Origin of the sequence: Roseateles asaccharophilus, assembly GCF_004362405.1 — a bacterium.
GTDB classification, from domain to species: Bacteria; Pseudomonadota; Gammaproteobacteria; order Burkholderiales; family Burkholderiaceae_C; genus Kinneretia; species Kinneretia asaccharophila.
In genome coordinates this window covers 130,413-149,458 of the sequence record NZ_SNXE01000009.1, presented here as the reverse complement: position 1 = coordinate 149,458, position 19,046 = coordinate 130,413, and the positions used below count along the sequence as shown (strand labels likewise).

General features: G+C 62.7%; 14 protein-coding genes and 1 tRNA gene. 14 read left to right on the top strand and 1 reads right to left on the bottom strand.

Annotated features, from left to right (window positions below; translation table 11 throughout):
- The 10 genes from tuf (DFR39_RS17195) to rpoC all read left to right on the top strand — a co-directional run.
- On the top strand, positions 1–1,176 hold a 1,176-nt coding region (gene tuf / locus DFR39_RS17195; protein WP_133605117.1), incomplete at its 5' end, for an elongation factor Tu.
- A 16-nt stretch (positions 1,177–1,192) separates the two neighbouring features.
- Positions 1,193–1,268, top strand: a tRNA-Trp gene (locus tag DFR39_RS17190).
- A gap of 131 nt (positions 1,269–1,399) precedes the next feature.
- Positions 1,400–1,783 (top strand): preprotein translocase subunit SecE, encoded by a 384-nt coding sequence (gene secE / locus DFR39_RS17185; RefSeq protein WP_133605076.1) that lies wholly within the window; start codon positions 1,400–1,402, stop codon positions 1,781–1,783.
- Positions 1,784–1,793: 10 nt separating this feature from the next.
- On the top strand, positions 1,794–2,381 hold the full coding sequence (gene nusG / locus DFR39_RS17180) for a transcription termination/antitermination protein NusG (protein ID WP_133605075.1): 588 nt from the start codon (positions 1,794–1,796) through the stop codon (positions 2,379–2,381).
- Between the two features lie 208 nt (positions 2,382–2,589).
- Positions 2,590–3,027 (top strand): 50S ribosomal protein L11, encoded by a 438-nt coding sequence (gene rplK / locus DFR39_RS17175; protein ID WP_133605074.1) that lies wholly within the window; start codon positions 2,590–2,592, stop codon positions 3,025–3,027.
- Between the two features lies 1 nt (position 3,028).
- Positions 3,029–3,739, top strand: coding sequence for a 50S ribosomal protein L1 (gene rplA / locus DFR39_RS17170; protein WP_133605073.1), 711 nt, complete (start codon positions 3,029–3,031; stop codon positions 3,737–3,739).
- A gap of 271 nt (positions 3,740–4,010) precedes the next feature.
- Complete coding sequence (rplJ, locus tag DFR39_RS17165) at positions 4,011–4,532, top strand: 50S ribosomal protein L10 (RefSeq protein ID WP_133605072.1); 522 nt, start codon at positions 4,011–4,013, stop codon at positions 4,530–4,532.
- A gap of 48 nt (positions 4,533–4,580) precedes the next feature.
- Positions 4,581–4,961, top strand: a complete 381-nt coding sequence (rplL, locus tag DFR39_RS17160) for a 50S ribosomal protein L7/L12 (RefSeq protein ID WP_133605071.1) — start codon at positions 4,581–4,583, stop codon at positions 4,959–4,961.
- Between the two features lie 322 nt (positions 4,962–5,283).
- Positions 5,284–9,405 (top strand): DNA-directed RNA polymerase subunit beta, encoded by a 4,122-nt coding sequence (gene rpoB, locus DFR39_RS17155; protein WP_133605070.1) that lies wholly within the window; start codon positions 5,284–5,286, stop codon positions 9,403–9,405.
- A 21-nt stretch (positions 9,406–9,426) separates the two neighbouring features.
- Positions 9,427–13,647, top strand: a complete 4,221-nt coding sequence (rpoC, locus tag DFR39_RS17150; RefSeq protein ID WP_133605069.1) for a DNA-directed RNA polymerase subunit beta' — start codon at positions 9,427–9,429, stop codon at positions 13,645–13,647.
- A gap of 48 nt (positions 13,648–13,695) precedes the next feature.
- Here rpoC and DFR39_RS17145 read toward each other — a convergent pair whose 3' ends face one another.
- Positions 13,696–14,166, bottom strand: coding sequence for a PIN domain-containing protein (locus DFR39_RS17145; RefSeq protein ID WP_133605068.1), 471 nt, complete (start codon positions 14,164–14,166; stop codon positions 13,696–13,698).
- A 280-nt stretch (positions 14,167–14,446) separates the two neighbouring features.
- On the opposite strand from DFR39_RS17145, the gene rpsL reads away from it, so the two are divergent.
- The 4 genes from rpsL (at position 14,447) to tuf (DFR39_RS17125) (ending at position 18,969) form a co-directional block, all read left to right on the top strand.
- Positions 14,447–14,824, top strand: a complete 378-nt coding sequence (gene rpsL / locus DFR39_RS17140) for a 30S ribosomal protein S12 (protein ID WP_133605067.1) — start codon at positions 14,447–14,449, stop codon at positions 14,822–14,824.
- 170 nt (positions 14,825–14,994) lie between these two features.
- Positions 14,995–15,465 (top strand): 30S ribosomal protein S7, encoded by a 471-nt coding sequence (gene rpsG, locus DFR39_RS17135; RefSeq protein ID WP_133605066.1) that lies wholly within the window; start codon positions 14,995–14,997, stop codon positions 15,463–15,465.
- Between the two features lie 69 nt (positions 15,466–15,534).
- The gene (fusA, locus tag DFR39_RS17130; protein ID WP_133605065.1) at positions 15,535–17,637 is read left to right on the top strand and encodes an elongation factor G; all 2,103 of its coding nucleotides are present in this window, start codon (positions 15,535–15,537) and stop codon (positions 17,635–17,637) included.
- Between the two features lie 141 nt (positions 17,638–17,778).
- The gene (gene tuf, locus DFR39_RS17125) at positions 17,779–18,969 is read left to right on the top strand and encodes an elongation factor Tu (protein WP_133605064.1); all 1,191 of its coding nucleotides are present in this window, start codon (positions 17,779–17,781) and stop codon (positions 18,967–18,969) included.
- Positions 18,970–19,046: the final 77 nt, after the last annotated feature.

Below are 19,046 nucleotides of genomic sequence, written 5' to 3'. Positions count from 1 at the left end.
TTCGAACGTACCAAGCCGCACGTGAACGTGGGCACGATTGGTCACGTTGACCACGGCAAGACCACGCTGACGGCTGCTATCGCGACCGTGCTGTCGAAGAAGTTTGGTGGCGAGGCCAAGGCCTACGACCAGATCGACGCCGCTCCCGAAGAGAAGGCTCGCGGTATCACGATCAACACCGCACACGTCGAGTACGAGACCGCCAACCGTCACTACGCTCACGTGGACTGCCCTGGCCACGCTGACTATGTGAAGAACATGATCACCGGTGCCGCTCAGATGGACGGCGCGATCCTGGTGTGCTCGGCTGCTGACGGCCCGATGCCCCAGACCCGCGAGCACATCCTGCTGGCTCGTCAGGTCGGTGTGAAGTACATCATCGTCTTCCTGAACAAGTGCGACATGGTCGACGACGCCGAGCTGCTGGAGCTGGTGGAAATGGAAGTCCGCGAGCTGCTGAGCAAGTACGACTTCCCGGGCGACGACACCCCGATCGTGAAGGGTTCGGCCAAGCTGGCGCTGGAAGGCGACACGGGCGACCTGGGCGAGCAGGCCATCATGCGCCTGGCTGATGCTCTGGACAGCTACATCCCCCAGCCCGAGCGTGCCGTTGACGGCGCCTTCCTGCTGCCGGTGGAAGACGTGTTCTCGATCTCGGGTCGTGGTACCGTGGTGACCGGTCGCGTTGAGCGCGGCATCATCAAGGTCGGCGAGGAAATCGAAATCGTCGGTATCCGTGATCTGCAGAAGACCACCGTGACCGGCGTGGAAATGTTCCGCAAGCTGCTGGACCAGGGTCAGGCTGGCGACAACGTCGGTATCCTGCTGCGCGGCACCAAGCGTGAAGACGTCGAGCGCGGCCAAGTGCTGGCCAAGCCCGGCTCGATCAAGCCGCACACCCACTTCACCGCTGAGATCTACGTTCTGAGCAAGGAAGAGGGCGGCCGTCACACCCCGTTCTTCAACAACTACCGTCCCCAGTTCTACTTCCGTACCACGGACGTGACCGGTGCCGTGGAGCTGCCGAAGGACAAGGAAATGGTCATGCCTGGCGACAACGTCAGCATCACCGTGAAGCTGATCGCTCCGATCGCCATGGAAGAAGGTCTGCGCTTCGCCATCCGTGAAGGCGGTCGTACCGTCGGCTCCGGCGTCGTGGCCACCATCATCGAGTAATTTTTTCAAGGACCACAGGGGCATAGCTCAATTGGCAGAGCGTCGGTCTCCAAAACCGAAGGTTGGGGGTTCGAGACCCTCTGCCCCTGCCAGCGAAAATCATCAGCGATAATCGCTGGTTCCAGTGGTCAGGCAATAGCCCGCGGGAGTTGATCCCGGCGGGCTTTGCTGCTGGTGGGTCTTTCTTGATCTGCCCGCGTTTTCAAGAGAAGCGTCCTTTTCAATGTCCAATCCTCAAGTCGAAACGGTCACCACCGGTGCTGACAAGGTCAAGCTTGCTGGCGCCGTGTTGCTGCTGATCGCAGCACTGGTGGCGTTCTATGCGCTGAGCAAGCAGGGCGCGCTCGCCCAGTGGGCCGCCTTGCTGGTGTTGCTGGCTGCGGCCGCGGGTGCCTTCTTCACTTCGGAGTCTGGCAAGTCCTTGATCGCCTACGGTCAGGATTCGATCAAGGAAGTCCGCAAGGTGGTGTGGCCCACCCACAAGGAGACGCGTCAGATGACCCTGTACGTGTTCGCCTTTGTGGTCGTGATGGCCCTGTTCCTGTGGCTGACCGACAAGACGTTGGAGTGGGTGTTGTACGACCTGGTCCTGGGCTGGAAGCGCTGAAGAGGAAGTTATGAGCGAAGAGCAAGAGAACGTCGTCGCCAGCGAAGCCGCAGCCCCCGCCGGTCTGCCTAAGCGTTGGTACGTGCTGCATGCCTATTCCGGCATGGAGAAAGCTGTCGAGCGCAATCTGCGTGAGCGCATCGATCGCGCTGGCATGCAGGATAAATTCGGTCGCATCCTGGTGCCGACCGAAGAAGTCGTCGAACTGAAGAACGGCAAGAAGGCCGTGTCCGAGCGTCGCTTCTTCCCGGGTTATGTCTTCGTCGAGATGGTGATGGAAGACGACACCTGGCACCTGGTCAAGCACACTTCCAAGGTGACTGGCTTCATCGGTGGCGCCAAGAATCGCCCGGCTCCGATCTCGGAGGCCGAGGTGATGAAGATCGTCAACCAGATGCAGGAAGGCATCGAGAAGCCGCGGCCCAAGGTCGAGTGGACCGTGGGCGAGATCGTGCGCGTCAAGGAAGGCCCGTTCACCGACTTCAATGGCTCGGTGGAAGAGGTCAACTACGACAAGTCCAAGGTCCGCGTCTCGGTCACCATCTTCGGCCGTGCCACGCCGGTCGAGCTGGACTTCGGCCAGGTCGAGAAGGTCTGACAAACCTTGTTTGTGAGGCCTTCCGGCGAGAGGTCGCAAGACCTCGGAGCCAAAAGGTTTCGGGTCTGGCAGTCGCCCAAAGATTGCCCGTAGTCAGTCCGCAACGAGAGGCGGACAAGAGGAGTGAAGGTAAAGGCGCAAGCCCCAGTCCTTCGCGCTAGCACTCAGGCGCAGTGGCGAGGCCGCCGCAGCGCTTCTAGGAGAAAACATGGCCAAGAAGATTATCGGCTTCATCAAGCTGCAAATCCCGGCCGGCAAGGCAAATCCTTCGCCGCCGGTGGGTCCCGCGCTGGGTCAGCGTGGTCTGAACATCATGGAGTTCTGCAAGGCGTTCAACGCCCAGACGTCCGGCGCCGGCTTTGAGCCGGGCATGAAGCTGCCGGTGGTGATCACCGCCTTCGCGGACAAGAGCTTCACCTTCGTGATCAAGTCGCCTCCGGCGACCGTGCTGCTGAAGAAGGCCGCCAAGATCGAGAAGGGCTCGCAGCGTCCTCATCTGGACAAGGTCGGCAAACTGACCCGTGCCCAGCTGGAAGAGATCGTGAAGACCAAGCAGAAGGACCTGACGGCAGCTGATCTGGAAGCTGGCGTTCGCACCATCGCTGGTTCTGCCCGTTCGATGGGCATCATCGTGGAGGGTGTGTGAAATGGCTAAGCTGACCAAGAAGCAAAAGGCCCTGCAGGGCAAGGTCGAGACGACCAAGCTGTACGGTCTGGGCGAGGCCCTGGACCTGGTGAAGAGCCTGGCCACCGCCAAGTTCGACGAATCGATCGACGTCGCTGTCCAGCTGGGTATTGACGCTAAGAAGTCTGACCAGGTCGTTCGTGGCGCCGTCGTGCTGCCGCACGGTACCGGCAAGACCAAGCGCGTTGCTGTGTTCGCCCAAGGCGCCAAGGCTGAGGAAGCCAAGGCCGCCGGCGCCGACGTGGTCGGCATGGAAGATCTGGCTGAGCGCGTCAAGGCTGGCGACATGCCCTTCGACGTGGTGATCGCTTCGCCCGACACCATGCGCATCGTCGGTACCCTGGGTCAGATCCTGGGTCCCCGTGGTCTGATGCCCAACCCCAAGGTTGGCACCGTGACCCCGGACGTCGCGACCGCCGTCAAGAACGCCAAGGCTGGCCAGGTCCAGTTCCGCGTCGACAAGGCCGGCATCATCCACGGCACCATCGGCCGTCGCTCCTTCGACACCGACAAGCTGCAGGACAACCTGCGTGCCCTGGTCGAGGCCCTGAACAAGGCCAAGCCGGCTTCCAGCAAGGGTGTCTACCTGCGCAAGGTCGCCGTGTCTTCCACCATGGGTGTTGGCGCCCGCGTGGAAATCGCTTCGATCAACGCCTCGGCCACCGCGGCCTAAGGCTTTTCAGATGAGGTCTGCCGCGAGTCTGGCGGTGGACTGATGAATTGGTGGGGCACCGCTCGGCGCAAGCCGGGTGGTGCGTCATCCAAGACCGTTGGTGTGAAGCCCTGCAGTCCTGGGGGTGACGCTTAATCGGGGGTTCGACCTTCGGCCAACGCAGATGGCGGTCCCGCTGCAAAGGAATTCTTGTGATTCCCGAACAGAAGGTCGCTGATTCCGGTGTCCCGAAGGTCGCAAGGCCCGAGGGGCGTAATGTGAGGAGTAGACCTTGAGTCTCAATCGCAACGAGAAAGCAGCCGTTGTGTCGGAAGTGGCAGCGCAAGCCGCCAAGTCCCAGACGCTGGCGCTGGCCGAGTACCGTGGCCTCACCGTGGAAGCCCTGAACAAGCTGCGCGTCAATGCGCGTGCCCAAGGCGTGTACCTTCATGTGCTGAAGAACACCCTGGCGCGTCGCGCTGTCGCCGGCACCTCGTTCGAGGCTGCTTCGGAGAGCATGGTCGGCCCGCTGATCTACGGCTTTTCGGAAGACGCTGTCGCGGCTGCCAAAGTCATTGCCGACTTTGCCAAGACCAACGACAAGCTCGTCATCAAGGGTGGTGCCTACGGCGGCAAGGCTCTGGACGTCAATGGCGTGAAGGCGCTGGCGGCTGTCCCGAGCAAGGAAGTCCTGCTGTCGCAGATCGCTGGCCTGCTCAAGTCGCCGGTGCAGCGCACCGCGGCCGTGCTGGCTGCCCTGGCTCAGCAAAAGGGTGGTGGCGAACAAGCCGCCGAAGCCCCGGCTGCTGCCTGATCCAGGCACGAACCCCACAAGCAACTTATCTGTTTTTAGGAACACATCATGGCATTCGACAAAGACGCTTTCCTGGCTGCCCTGGACAGCATGACCGTTCTGGAGCTGAACGACCTGGTCAAGGCAATTGAAGAGAAGTTCGGCGTGTCCGCCGCTTCGATGGCCGCTCCGGCTGCTGGCGGCGCTGCTGCCGGTGGCGCTGCTGCCGCTGAAGAGAAGACCGAGTTCACCGTGGTGCTGGCTGAAGCCGGCGCCAACAAGGTGGGCGTGATCAAGGCCGTGCGCGAAATCACCGGCCTGGGCCTGAAGGAAGCCAAGGACCTGGTCGACGGCGCCCCGAAGCCCGTCAAGGAAGGCATTGCCAAGGCCGACGCCGAAGCTGCCAAGAAGAAGCTGGAAGAAGCCGGCGCCAAGGTCGAACTCAAGTAATTCGACTTTGGGGAGGTGGGGTGCAAGCCCCGCCTCCACTGCGAGAGGGGTGGTCTGCAAAGGCCTCCCCTTTCGTCGTCTAGGGTTAGTCCCATTGAGTGCAGTTGAAAGAGCCACTGCTGCGGTATGATGCGCGGTTCTTTCAAGTGTTCTCTGATCCGACTGCAGGGAGCCGGTTTGGTCGGGCCTCGGTGCAATGCCGAGGTTGTCCGCCAGCGGTTGGTAGTGGCCAACCACCAAGCTTCGGGCGCAATGCCCGAATAGCCAGTCGCCGACGAAGCCCGTCCCACGGCCAGGGATGGGCTCTCGACACGGAGTGTTTATGGCGCAAACAACCCCCTACAGCTATACCGAGCGCAAGCGTATCCGCAAGAGCTTCGGCAAGCGTGCTAGCGTTCTCAACGTGCCCTATCTGCTGACGATGCAGAAGGATTCGTACGTTGCCTTCCTGCAGAAGGACGTTCCTCCCGCCAAGCGCAAGCCCGAAGGCTTGCAGGCAGCCTTCCTCTCGGCGTTCCCGATCGTGTCGCACAACGGGTTCGTGGAGATGAAGTTTCTCGAATACAACATTGCCAAGCCGCCGTTTGACACCCGCGAGTGCCAGCAGCGCGGCCTGACCTATGCAGCCGCCGTGCGCGCGCGTCTGCAGATGATCATCTACGACCGTGAGTCGCCCCAGGCGAAGACCGTCAAGGAGATCAAGGAGCAAGAGGTCTATATGGGCGAAGTGCCCCTGATGACCGACTACGGCTCCTTCATCGTCAATGGCACCGAGCGTGTCATCGTTTCGCAGTTGCACCGTTCGCCCGGCGTGTTCTTCGAGCACGACAAGGGCAAGACCCACTCGTCCGGCAAGCTGCTGTTCAGCGCCCGCATCATTCCCTACCGCGGCTCCTGGCTGGACTTCGAGTTCGACCCGAAGGACATCCTGTACTTCCGCGTCGACCGCCGTCGCAAGATGCCGGTCACCATCCTGCTCAAGGCCATTGGCCTGAACCCCGAGCAGATCCTGGCCCACTTCTTTGTGTTCGACAACTTCCGTCTGATGGACTCCGGTGCCCAGATGGAATTCGTGGCCGACCGCCTGAAGGGTGAAGTCGCTCGCTTCGACATCACGGACAAGAGCGGCAATGTGCTGGTCGAAAAGGACAAGCGCATCACCGCCCGCCATGTGCGCCAGCTGGAGCAGTCCGGCACCCAGCACATCACCGTGCCGGAAGACTTCCTGGTCGGCCGCGTGCTGGCCAAGAACATGGTGGACGGCGACACCGGCGAGATCATCGCCAAGGCCAATGACGAGCTGACCGACAGCCTGCTGAAGAAGCTGCGCCAGGCCGGCATCAAGGACATCCAGTGCCTGTACACCAACGAGCTGGATGAAGGCGCCTACATCAGCCAGACCCTGGCCTCGGATGAAACCACCGAGCAGCTGGCTGCGCGCGTTGCCATTTACCGCATGATGCGCCCCGGCGAGCCGCCGACGGAAGATGCGGTCGAAGCCCTGTTCAACCGCCTGTTCTACAGCGCCGACACCTACGACCTGAGCCGCGTCGGCCGCATGAAGTTCAACGCCCGCGTGGGCCGCGACACGCCCGAAGGCGCGATGACCCTGTCCAACGAGGACATCCTGGACGTGGTCAAGATCCTGGTCGAGCTGCGCAACGGCCGCGGTGAAGTCGATGACATCGACCACTTGGGCAACCGTCGCGTGCGCTGCGTGGGCGAACTGGCCGAGAACCAGTACCGCTCGGGCCTGGCCCGTATCGAGAAGGCCGTGAAGGAGCGTCTGGGCCAGGCCGAGACCGAAGCCCTGATGCCGCACGACCTGATCAACTCCAAGCCGATCTCTGCGGCCCTGAAGGAGTTCTTCGGTGCCTCGCAGCTGTCGCAGTTCATGGACCAGACCAACCCCCTGTCCGAGATCACGCACAAGCGTCGTGTCTCGGCCCTGGGCCCGGGCGGTCTGACCCGCGAGCGCGCCGGCTTCGAAGTCCGTGACGTGCACCCCACCCACTATGGCCGCGTCTGCCCGATCGAAACGCCGGAAGGCCCGAACATCGGTCTGATCAACTCGCTGGCGCTGTATGCACAGCTCAACGAGTACGGCTTCCTGGAGACCCCGTACCGCCGCGTGGTGGACGGCAAGGTGACCGACCAGATCGACTACCTGTCCGCCATCGAGGAAGGCAAGTACGTCATCGCCCAGGCCAACGCCTCGCTGAACGAGCAGGGCCAGCTGGTCGACGAGCTGGTGTCTGCCCGTGAGAACGGCGAATCGGTGCTGACCTCGCCCGAGCGCATCCAGTACATGGACGTGGCGCCGACCCAGATCGTGTCGGTGGCTGCCTCGCTGGTGCCCTTCCTGGAGCACGACGATGCGAACCGTGCACTGATGGGCGCCAACATGCAGCGCCAGGCCGTGCCGACGCTGCGTCCCGAGAAGGCCATGGTCGGTACCGGCGTCGAGCGCGTCGCGGCCAAGGACTCGGGCACCGTCGTGGCCGCGCGCCGCGGTGGCGTGGTCGACTATGTGGACACGAACCGCATCGTGATCCGCGTGAACGACAACGAGACCGTGGCCGGCGAAGTCGGCGTGGACATCTACAACCTGATCAAGTATCAGCGTTCCAACCAGAACACCAACATCCATCAGCGCCCCATCGTGCGCCGTGGCGACAAGGTGGCGGCCGAGGACATCATCGCCGACGGCGCCTCGACCGATATCGGTGAACTGGCTCTGGGCCAGAACATGCTGGTCGCGTTCATGCCCTGGAACGGCTACAACTTCGAAGACTCGATCCTGATCAGCGAACGCGTCGTGGCCGAAGACCGCTACACCTCGATCCACATCGAGGAACTGGTGGTCATGGCCCGCGACACCAAGCTGGGCTCCGAGGAAATCACCCGCGACATCCCGAACCTGAGCGAGCAGCAACTGGCCCGCCTGGACGAGTCGGGCATCGTCTACATCGGTGCCGAGGTCAACCCGGGCGATGTGCTGGTGGGCAAGGTTACGCCCAAGGGCGAGACCACGCTGACTCCCGAAGAGAAGCTGCTGCGCGCGATCTTCGGCGAGAAGGCCTCCGACGTGAAGGACACGTCGCTGCGTGTCGATCAAGGCACCAACGGCACCGTGATCGACGTGCAAGTCTTCACCCGCGAGGGCATCCAGCGCGACAAGCGCGCCCAGCAGATCATCGACGATGAGCTCAAGCGCTTCCGCCTGGACCTGAACGACCAGCTGCGTATCGTCGAGGCCGACGCCTTCGACCGTATCGAGAAGCTGCTGATTGGCAAGGTGGCCAATGGCGGTCCGAAGAAGATTGCCAAGGGCACGGTCATCAGCAAGGACTACCTGGCCGAGGTCGAGAAGTTCCACTGGTTCGACATCCGTCCCGCCGAGGACGATATCGCCAACCAGCTGGAATCGATCAAGAACTCGCTGGACCAGACCCGCCACTCCTTCGACCTGGCGTTTGAGGAGAAGCGCAAGAAGCTGACCCAGGGCGACGAGCTGCCCGCCGGCGTGCTGAAGATGGTCAAGGTCTACCTGGCCGTCAAGCGCCGCCTGCAGCCCGGCGACAAGATGGCCGGCCGTCACGGCAACAAGGGCGTTGTGTCCAAGATCACCCCGATCGAAGACATGCCCTATATGGCCGACGGCACGCCTGCCGACATCGTGCTGAACCCGCTGGGCGTGCCCTCGCGCATGAACGTGGGTCAGGTGCTGGAAGTGCATCTGGGCTGGGCCGGCAAGGGCATCGGCCTGCGCATTGGTGACATGCTGCAGCAGCAGGCCAAGGTGGCCGAGCTGCGCAAGTTCCTGGACGAGCTCTACAACGGCCATGGTGGCAAGAGTGAGAACCTGGACGAGCTGACCGACGAGGAAGTCGTCGAGATGGCGCGCAACTTGACCAGCGGCGTGACCTTCGCGACCCCGGTGTTCGATGGCGCGAAGGAAGAAGAGATCCGAGCCATGCTGAAGCTGGCCTACCCGGACGATATCGCCGCGAAGAAGGGCCTGACCCCGACCCGCACCCAGGCGTATCTGTACGACGGCCGCACCGGCGAGCAGTTCGAGCGTCCCACCACCGTCGGCTACATGCACGTGCTGAAGCTGCACCACCTGGTGGACGACAAGATGCACGCCCGCTCCACCGGCCCGTACTCGCTGGTGACGCAGCAGCCGCTGGGCGGTAAGGCTCAGTTCGGTGGCCAGCGTTTCGGTGAGATGGAAGTGTGGGCGCTGGAAGCTTACGGCGCGTCCTACATCCTGCAGGAAATGCTGACCGTGAAGTCCGACGACGTGAACGGCCGTACCAAGGTGTACGAGAACATCGTCAAGGGCGAGCACTCGATCGAGGCCGGCATGCCGGAGTCGTTCAACGTGCTGGTGAAGGAAATCCGGTCGCTCGGTATCGACATGGAACTCGAGCGCAACTAAGAGACGGAACAGGAGAAACACATGAAAGGTTTGCTGGACCTGTTCAAGCAGTTCACGCCGGACGAGCACTTCGACGCGATCAAGATCGGGCTCGCATCGCCCGAGAAGATCCGTTCGTGGTCCTTCGGCGAGGTGAAGAAGCCCGAGACCATCAACTACCGGACGTTCAAGCCCGAGCGTGATGGTCTGTTCTGCGCCAAGATCTTCGGCCCGATCAAGGACTATGAGTGCCTGTGCGGCAAGTACAAGCGCCTGAAGCACCGCGGCGTCATCTGCGAGAAGTGCGGCGTTGAAGTCACCCAGACCAAGGTGCGTCGCGATCGCATGGGTCATATCGACCTGGCCGCGCCCTGCGCCCACATCTGGTTCCTGAAGTCGCTGCCTTCGCGTCTGGGCCTGGTGCTCGACATGACGCTGCGCGACATCGAGCGCGTGCTGTACTTCGAAGCCTATGTGGTGGTGGACCCCGGCATGACCCCGCTGAAGAAGTTCAGCATCATGTCCGAGGACGACTACGACGCGAAGCGCGCCGAATTCGGTGACGAGTTCATCGCGCTGATGGGCGCCGAAGGCATCAAGAAGCTGCTGGAGGAGATGGATCTCGACATCGAGATCGATCGCCTGCGCAACGATATGACCGGCTCCGAGCTCAAGGTCAAGAAGAATTCCAAGCGCCTCAAGGTGATGGAAGCCTTCAAGAAGTCGGGCATCAAGCCGCACTGGATGATCATGGACGTGCTGCCGGTGCTGCCGCCGGACCTGCGTCCCCTGGTGCCGCTGGACGGCGGTCGCTTCGCGACCTCCGACCTGAACGACCTCTATCGTCGCGTCATCAACCGCAACAACCGTCTGGCTCGCCTGCTGGAGTTGAAGGCCCCCGAGATCATCGTGCGCAACGAGAAGCGCATGCTGCAGGAGGCCGTGGACTCGCTGCTGGACAACGGTCGTCGCGGCAAGGCCATGACCGGCGCCAACAAGCGTGCCCTCAAGTCGCTGGCCGACATGATCAAGGGCAAGAGCGGTCGCTTCCGTCAGAACCTGCTGGGCAAGCGCGTCGACTACTCCGGTCGTTCCGTGATCGTGGTGGGCCCGACCCTGAAGCTGCACCAGTGCGGTCTGCCCAAGCTGATGGCCCTGGAGCTGTTCAAGCCCTTCATCTTCTCGCGTCTGGAGGCGATGGGTATCGCCACCACCATCAAGGCGGCGAAGAAGGAAGTCGAGAGCGGCACCCCGGTGGTCTGGGACATCCTGGAAGAGGTCATCAAGGAGCACCCGGTTCTGCTGAACCGCGCGCCCACGCTGCACCGTCTGGGCATCCAGGCCTTTGAGCCGGTGCTGATCGAAGGCAAGGCCATCCAGCTGCACCCGCTGGTCTGCGCGGCCTTCAACGCCGACTTCGACGGTGACCAGATGGCCGTCCACGTGCCGCTGTCCATCGAGGCGCAGATGGAAGCCCGCACCCTGATGCTGGCCTCCAACAACGTGCTGTTCCCGGCCTCGGGCGAGCCCTCCATCGTGCCCTCGCAAGACGTGGTGCTGGGCCTGTACTACGCCACCCGCGAGCGCACCAATGGCCGCGGCGAAGGCATGATCTTCGGCGATGTGGGTGAAGTCATCCGCGCGCTGGAGAACGGCGTGGTCGAGATCACCGCCAAGATCAGCGTGCGCCTGACCGAGTACACCAAGAACAAGGAAACGGGCGAGTGGATCCCCGAGACCAAGCTGGTGGACACGACCGTGGGCCGCGCCCTGCTGTCCGAGATCCTGCCCAAGGGCCTGCCGTTCTCGAACATCAACAAGGCGCTGAAGAAGAAGGAAATCTCGCGCCTGATCAACACCTCCTTCCGCAAGTGCGGTCTGAAGGAAACCGTGGTGCTGGCCGACAAGCTGCTGCAAAGCGGTTTCAAGCTCGCCACGCGCGCCGGCATCTCCATCGCGGTGGATGACATGCTGGTGCCCAAGCAGAAGTACGAGCTGATCGAGCGCGCCGAGAAGGAAGTCAAGGAGATCGAGCAGCAGTACGTCTCGGGTCTGGTGACGGCCGGTGAGCGCTACAACAAGGTCGTGGACATCTGGGGCAAGACCGGTGACGAAGTGGGCAAGGTCATGATGGCCCAGCTCGCCAAGCAGAAGGTCCTGGACCGTCACGGCAAGGAAGTGGATCAGGAGTCTTTCAACTCCATCTACATGATGGCTGACTCCGGTGCCCGCGGTAGCGCGGCCCAGATCCGCCAGCTGGCCGGTATGCGCGGCCTGATGGCCAAGCCGGACGGCTCGATCATCGAGACGCCCATTACCGCGAACTTCCGCGAAGGCCTGAACGTTCTGCAGTACTTCATCTCCACCCACGGTGCTCGTAAGGGCCTGGCGGATACGGCGCTGAAGACCGCGAACTCGGGTTACCTGACCCGTCGTCTGGTGGACGTGACCCAGGATCTGGTCGTGACCGAGAACGACTGCGGCACCGACAACGGCATGCCCATGCGCGCCCTGGTCGAGGGCGGTGAGGTCATCGAATCGCTGCGCGACCGCGTGCTGGGCCGTGTGGCGGCGATCGACGTCATCCACCCCGAGACCCAGGCCGTGCTGCTGCCCGCCGGCAATATGCTGGACGAGGACGTGCTGGACGTGCTGGAACAGGCCGGCGTGGACGAGATCAAGGTCCGCACCCCGCTGACCTGCGACACCCGCTTCGGTCTGTGCGCCAAGTGCTATGGCCGCGATCTGGGTCGCGGTGGTCTGGTGAACCAGGGTGAGGCCGTGGGCGTGATCGCTGCACAGTCCATCGGTGAGCCGGGCACCCAGCTGACCATGCGTACCTTCCACATCGGTGGTGCGGCTTCGCGTGCGGCCGTGGCCTCCAGCGTGGAAGCCAAGTCGGACGGCATCATCGGCTTCAATGCCACGATGCGCTACGTCACGAACGGCAAGGGCGAGCTGGTGGTGATTTCCCGCTCCGGCGAGATCGTCATCACCGACCCGCACGGCCGTGAGCGCGAGCGTCACAAGGTGCCTTACGGCGCGATCCTGAACATCAAGGCCGACCAGACCATCAAGGCTGGCACCATCCTGGCCAACTGGGATCCGCTGACCCGCCCGATCATCACCGAGTTCGCCGGTAAGGCGAAGTTCGAGAACGTCGAGGAAGGCGTCACCGTCGCCAAGCAGGTGGACGAAGTCACCGGCCTGTCGACCCTGGTCGTGATCGACCCGAAGCGCCGCGGCGCCGCCAAGGTCGTCAAGCCGCAGGTCAAGCTGCTGGATGCCAACGGCAACGAGGTCAAGATCCCCGGTACCGACCACTCGGTGACCATCGGCTTCCAGGTCGGCGCCCTGATCCAGGTGCGCGATGGCCAGGATCTGGCGCCTGGTGAGGTGCTGGCCCGTATCCCGGTGGAAGGTCAGAAGACCCGCGACATTACCGGCGGTCTGCCGCGTGTGGCCGAGCTCTTCGAAGCCCGCTCGCCCAAGGATGTGGGCGTGCTGGCCGAGCAGACCGGTACCGTGTCCTTCGGTAAGGAGACCAAGGGCAAGGTTCGCCTCGAGATCACCGATCCGGAAGGCCGCAAGCACGAGGTGCTGGTGCCCAAGGAGAAGAACATCCTGGTGCACGAAGGCCAGGTGGTGAACCGCGGCGAACTGATCGTGGACGGCGCTGCAGATCCGCAGGACATCCTGCGTCTGCTGGGCATGGAAGAGCTGGCCCGCTACATCGTCGACGAGGTGCAGGACGTCTACCGTCTGCAGGGCGTGAAGATCAACGACAAGCACATCGAGGTGATCGTTCGCCAGATGCTGCGTCGTGTGCAGATCGTCAACTCGGGCGACTCCAGCTACATCGTCAACGAGCAGGTCGAGCGCTCGGAGCTGCTGGATACCAACGACCGTCTGCGTGCCGAAGGCAAGCTGCCGGCCACGTATTCGGACGTGCTGCTGGGTATCACCAAGGCTTCGCTGTCGACCGACTCCTTCATTTCCGCGGCTTCCTTCCAGGAAACCACCCGCGTGCTGACCGAGGCTGCCATCATGGGCAAGCGCGACGAACTGCGCGGTCTGAAGGAGAACGTGATCGTCGGCCGCCTGATCCCGGCCGGTACCGGCATGGCCTTCCACGACGCCCGTCGTGCCAAGGAAGCCATGGACGATGCAGAGCGTCGCGCCATCGCCATGCAGGAAGCCGAGGAACTGGCTGCCGCGCAGATGGCCGGTGTGGATGCGCCTGCCGAGGGCTCGGCCGAGTAATTGGCTCCCTGCGCGTCAAGCGACAAGGCCGCCCTCGGGCGGCCTTTTTTACGTCTGTACGTCGGGGGCGGGGTAGGGGACTTCAGCCTGCCGGCACTTGATCCAGGCGGCGGGTGTCAGGATCTCCAGGCCGAGCTTGCGGGCCCGGCGCGCCAGGGCCAGCACGGCCCGGTCGCGCGAGACCAGCCAGCGCGCGCCGGCGGCCAGAGCCAGGTCAATGAAGATCTGGTCGTCCGGATCGCGGCACAGCAGGCGCACCGCCGGCGCCGGAGTCTGGGCCTGCATCTCGCACAAGCGCTCGAAACAGGCCTCGATCTCGGTCAGGTCCGGCGCCCAGGCCGCGGCCACGCCACGCCCCAGCACGTGCCGGAGCTCCGCCAGCATATCGGGGTGGCCAATCCATGAAAGTGAGCCGTCGCTAACGGCCTGGACGAGAGGCTCTATGGAAGCTTCCCTGAACACCAGCCAGTCCATCACGACCTGGGTGTCCAGCACGATGCGATCGGGCGGGGTTTGCATAGGGCGCGCAGCATAGCCCAGCGGACGCAATACCTCACACTTGAACAGGCGTGGCTTGTATCGGAAACCCTGCCTGAGCTAGAATGGCAGGCTCTTCGGCTGGCGGAGCTGCGTCTAGCGCACGCCCGGGAACTGAAAGATTGCGCACCTCGCAGAGCCCGATCGGGCGGCGCGGTGCGTTTCGTCTTTGCTTTTTCGGGTTGGATCCTGCTGGATCTGCTGCGTGGGCGCGGACCGTGTGGCCGGAGATTCTGTGACTTCAAACGGGAACAAGTTACTTATGCCAACCATCAACCAGCTGGTGCGCCACGGCCGTGAAGCCGAGGTCACCAAATCCAAGTCGCCGGCAATGCAGAATTGCCCGCAACGCCGCGGCGTTTGCACCCGCGTCTACACCACGACCCCGAAGAAGCCGAACTCGGCTCTGCGTAAGGTCGCCAAGGTGCGTCTGACCAACGGTTTCGAGGTGATCTCGTACATCGGCGGTGAAGGCCACAACCTGCAAGAACACAGCGTCGTGCTCGTGCGCGGCGGCCGTGTGAAGGACTTGCCCGGTGTGCGTTACCACATCGTTCGCGGTTCTCTGGACCTGCAGGGCGTGAAGGATCGCAAGCAATCGCGCTCCAAGTACGGCGCCAAGCGTCCGAAGAAGGCTTAATCGGCCAACAAGTTGTCATGGCTCAGCGCTTAAGCTGTGCCGGATTGTTAGCGGTTTGTGCGGCTCACGGAGTGGAGCGCAGCAACCGAGTAAGTGGATGCCCCCTGATGTTGGTGGTCATCCATGGTGCAGGCGAAAGCCTCGCCAACTGAAGCAAGAGGAAGATTCCCATGCCACGTCGTCGCGAAGTACCCAAGCGCGAAATCCTGCCGGATCCGAAGTTCGGTTCCGTCGATCTGTCCAAGTTCATGAACGTTGTCATGGAGTCGGGCAAGAAGGCGGTCGCCGAGCGCATCATCTACGGTGCACTTGACCAGGTCGAGAAGAAGGCCGGCAAGGATCCGCTGGAAGTGTTCATGATCGCGCTGAACAACGTGAAGCCCATGGTCGAAGTGAAGTCTCGCCGCGTCGGCGGTGCGAACTACCAAGTTCCCGTGGAAGTTCGTCCCGTCCGTCGGATGGCTCTGGCTATGCGCTGGCTGAAGGAATCGGCCCGCAAGCGCGGTGAGAAGTCCATGGCCCAGCGTCTGGCCAACGAGCTGCTGGAGGCCGCTGAAGGCCGCGGCGGCGCGATGAAGAAGCGCGACGAAGTCCACCGCATGGCTGAAGCCAACAAGGCCTTCTCGCACTTCCGCTTCTAAACCACCTCGTCCCAGCCGCCGCGGGTTTCTACCAATCCGCTGGCGGCTCACTGCATTTGGAGTGACACCATGTCCCGCAAGACCCCCATCGAGCGCTACCGCAACATCGGTATCTCCGCGCACATCGATGCCGGCAAGACCACGACGACCGAGCGCATCCTCTACTACACCGGTGTGAACCACAAGATCGGTGAGGTGCACGACGGCGCCGCTACGATGGACTGGATGGAGCAGGAGCAGGAGCGCGGCATCACCATCACGTCCGCCGCGACGACCTGCTTCTGGAAGGGCATGGACCTGTCCTATCCCGAGCATCGTTTCAACATCATTGACACCCCGGGCCACGTGGACTTCACCATCGAGGTGGAGCGTTCCATGCGTGTGCTTGACGGCGCCTGCATGGTCTACTGTGCCGTGGGTGGCGTGCAGCCCCAGTCGGAAACCGTCTGGCGCCAGGCCAACAAGTACAAGGTGCCCCGTCTTGCCTTCGTGAACAAGATGGACCGTACCGGCGCGAACTTCTTCAAGGTCGTTGACCAGATGAAGACCCGCCTTAAGGCCAACCCCGTGCCCATCGTGATCCCCATCGGCGCCGAAGACAACTTCAAGGGCGTGGTGGACCTGATCAAGATGAAGGCCATCCTGTGGGATGAGGCTTCGCAGGGTATGAAGTTCGAGTACCACGACATCCCGGCCGATCTGGCTGGCGTGGCCGCCGAATGGCGCGAGAAGATGGTCGAGGCTGCTGCCGAGGCCAGCGAAGAGCTGATGAACAAGTACCTCGAGTCGGGCGAGCTGACCGAGGAAGAAATCAAGCTGGCGATTCGCACCCGCACCATCGCCACCGAGATTCAGCCCATGCTGTGTGGCACCGCCTTCAAGAACAAGGGCGTGCAGCGCATGTTGGATGCGGTCATCGACTTCCTGCCCTCGCCGGTGGACATTCCCCCGGTTGAAGGTACCGATGAAGCCGGTGCCGTCGTCAGCCGCAAGGCGGACGACAGCGAGAAGTTCGCCGCCCTGGCCTTCAAGCTGATGACTGACCCGTATGTCGGCCAGCTGACCTTCGTGCGCGTCTACTCGGGCGTGCTGAAGTCGGGCGATTCCGTCTACAACCCGATCAAGGGCAAGAAGGAGCGTATCGGCCGTATTCTGCAGATGCACGCCAACCAGCGTGAAGAAATCTCGGAAATTCTGGCCGGCGACATCGCCGCCTGCGTGGGCCTGAAGGAAGTCACCACCGGTGAGACCCTGTGCGATCCCGAGTCCATCGTGACGCTGGAAAAGATGGTCTTCCCGGAGCCCGTGATTTCGCAGGCCGTCGAGCCCAAGACCAAGGCCGACCAGGAAAAGATGGGTATCGCCCTGGGCCGTCTGGCCAAGGAAGACCCGTCCTTCCGTCTGCGCACCGACGAAGAGTCTGGCCAGACCATCATCTCCGGCATGGGCGAGCTGCACCTGGAAATCATTGTCGACCGCATGAAGCGCGAGTTCGGCGTGGAAGCCAATGTGGGCAAGCCGCAGGTGGCCTATCGCGAAACCATTCGCAAGTCGGCCGTCGATGTCGAAGGCAAGTTCGTGCGTCAGTCGGGTGGTAAGGGCCAATACGGTCACGTCGTGCTGACCGTCGAGCCGCAAGAGCCGGGCAAGGGCTTCGAGTTTGTGGACGCCATCAAGGGCGGCGTGGTGCCGCGCGAGTACATCCCCGCGGTCGAGAAGGGCGTCATCGATACCCTGCCGAACGGCGTGCTGGCTGGCTTCCCGGTGGTGGACGTGAAGGTCACGCTGACCTTCGGTTCGTACCACGATGTGGACTCGAACGAAAACGCCTTCAAGATGGCCGCCTCGATGGGCTTCAAGGAAGCCTGCCGTCGCGCCAGCCCGGTGATCCTGGAGCCGATGATGGCCGTGGAAGTCGAGACCCCGGAAGACTACGCCGGCAACGTGATGGGCGACCTGTCCAGCCGTCGTGGCATGGTCCAGGGCATGGACGACATGGTCGGTGGCGGCAAGGTCATCAAGGCCGAGGTGCCGCTGAGCGAGATGTTCGGCTACTCCACCAGCCTGCGCTCCGCCACGCAAGGTCGTGCGACCTACACGATGGAGTTCAAGCACTACAGCGAGGCGCCGAAGAACGTCGCCGACGCCATCATCACCGCACGCGCCAAGTAATTGGCTGGGCCGGCCTCGCGAGGGGTTGGCCCTTGATTCGTCTTCGCCGCAGCTCTCCCGATTGCCGGTCGTCGGGATTCAAGACTGCGACGGAAACGCTAAACCAACAGACCGGCTGAATGCTCTTTTTGGAGAATTGAAATGGCAAAAGGTAAATTTGAACGTACCAAGCCGCACGTGAACGTGGGCACGATTGGTCACGTTGACCACGGCAAGACCACGCTGACGGCTGCTATCGCGACCGTGCTGTCGAAGAAGTTTGGTGGCGAGGCCAAGGCCTACGACCAGATCGACGCCGCTCCCGAAGAGAAGGCTCGCGGTATCACGATCAACACCGCACACGTCGAGTACGAGACCGCCAACCGTCACTACGCCCACGTGGACTGCCCTGGCCACGCTGACTATGTGAAGAACATGATCACCGGTGCCGCTCAGATGGACGGCGCGATCCTGGTGTGCTCGGCCGCTGACGGCCCGATGCCCCAGACCCGCGAGCACATCCTGCTGGCTCGTCAGGTCGGTGTGAAGTACATCATCGTCTTCCTGAACAAGTGCGACATGGTCGACGACGCCGAGCTGCTGGAGCTGGTGGAAATGGAAGTCCGCGAGCTGCTGAGCAAGTACGACTTCCCGGGCGACGACACCCCGATCGTGAAGGGTTCGGCCAAGCTGGCGCTGGAAGGCGACACGGGCGACCTGGGCGAGCAGGCCATCATGCGCCTGGCTGATGCTCTGGACAGCTACATCCCCCAGCCCGAGCGTGCCGTTGACGGCGCCTTCCTGCTGCCGGTGGAAGACGTGTTCTCGATCTCGGGTCGTGGTACCGTGGTGACCGGTCGCGTTGAGCGCGGCATCATCAAGGTCGGCGAGGAAATCGAAATCGTCGGTATCCGTGATCTGCAGAAGACCACCGTGACCGGCGTGGAAATGTTCCGCAAGCTGCTGGACCAGGGTCAGGCTGGCGACAACGTCGGCATCCTGCTGCGCGGCACCAAGCGTGAAGACGTCGAGCGCGGCCAAGTGCTGGCCAAGCCCGGCTCGATCAAGCCGCACACCCACTTCACCGCTGAGATCTACGTTCTGAGCAAGGAAGAGGGCGGCCGTCACACCCCGTTCTTCAACAACTACCGTCCCCAGTTCTACTTCCGTACCACGGACGTGACCGGTGCCGTGGAGCTGCCGAAGGACAAGGAAATGGTCATGCCTGGCGACAACGTCAGCATCACCGTGAAGCTGATCGCTCCGATCGCCATGGAAGAAGGTCTGCGCTTCGCCATCCGTGAAGGCGGTCGTACCGTCGGCTCCGGCGTCGTGGCCACCATCATCGAGTAATTTTTGCGTGACTCGCCCGGCGCCTTGTGCGCCGGGACTCACTACACCGCGGTCCCCGACCGCTCGCTCTTTGAAGG

Excerpts from the sequence above, each read along its gene's own strand:
- rplL (WP_133605071.1), top strand. The coding sequence starts at position 4,581 with ATGGCATTCGACAAAGACGCTTTCCTGGCTGCCCTGGACAGCATGACC.
- rpoB (WP_133605070.1), top strand. The coding sequence starts at position 5,284 with ATGGCGCAAACAACCCCCTACAGCTATACCGAGCGCAAGCGTATCCGC.
- rplA (WP_133605073.1), top strand. The coding sequence starts at position 3,029 with ATGGCTAAGCTGACCAAGAAGCAAAAGGCCCTGCAGGGCAAGGTCGAG.
- rpsG (WP_133605066.1), top strand. The coding sequence starts at position 14,995 with ATGCCACGTCGTCGCGAAGTACCCAAGCGCGAAATCCTGCCGGATCCG.
- secE (WP_133605076.1), top strand. The coding sequence starts at position 1,400 with ATGTCCAATCCTCAAGTCGAAACGGTCACCACCGGTGCTGACAAGGTC.
- nusG (WP_133605075.1), top strand. The coding sequence starts at position 1,794 with ATGAGCGAAGAGCAAGAGAACGTCGTCGCCAGCGAAGCCGCAGCCCCC.
- fusA (WP_133605065.1), top strand. The coding sequence starts at position 15,535 with ATGTCCCGCAAGACCCCCATCGAGCGCTACCGCAACATCGGTATCTCC.
- rpsL (WP_133605067.1), top strand. The coding sequence starts at position 14,447 with ATGCCAACCATCAACCAGCTGGTGCGCCACGGCCGTGAAGCCGAGGTC.
- tuf (WP_133605064.1), top strand. The coding sequence starts at position 17,779 with ATGGCAAAAGGTAAATTTGAACGTACCAAGCCGCACGTGAACGTGGGC.
- rpoC (WP_133605069.1), top strand. The coding sequence starts at position 9,427 with ATGAAAGGTTTGCTGGACCTGTTCAAGCAGTTCACGCCGGACGAGCAC.
- DFR39_RS17145 (WP_133605068.1), bottom strand. The coding sequence starts at position 14,166 with ATGCAAACCCCGCCCGATCGCATCGTGCTGGACACCCAGGTCGTGATG.
- rplK (WP_133605074.1), top strand. The coding sequence starts at position 2,590 with ATGGCCAAGAAGATTATCGGCTTCATCAAGCTGCAAATCCCGGCCGGC.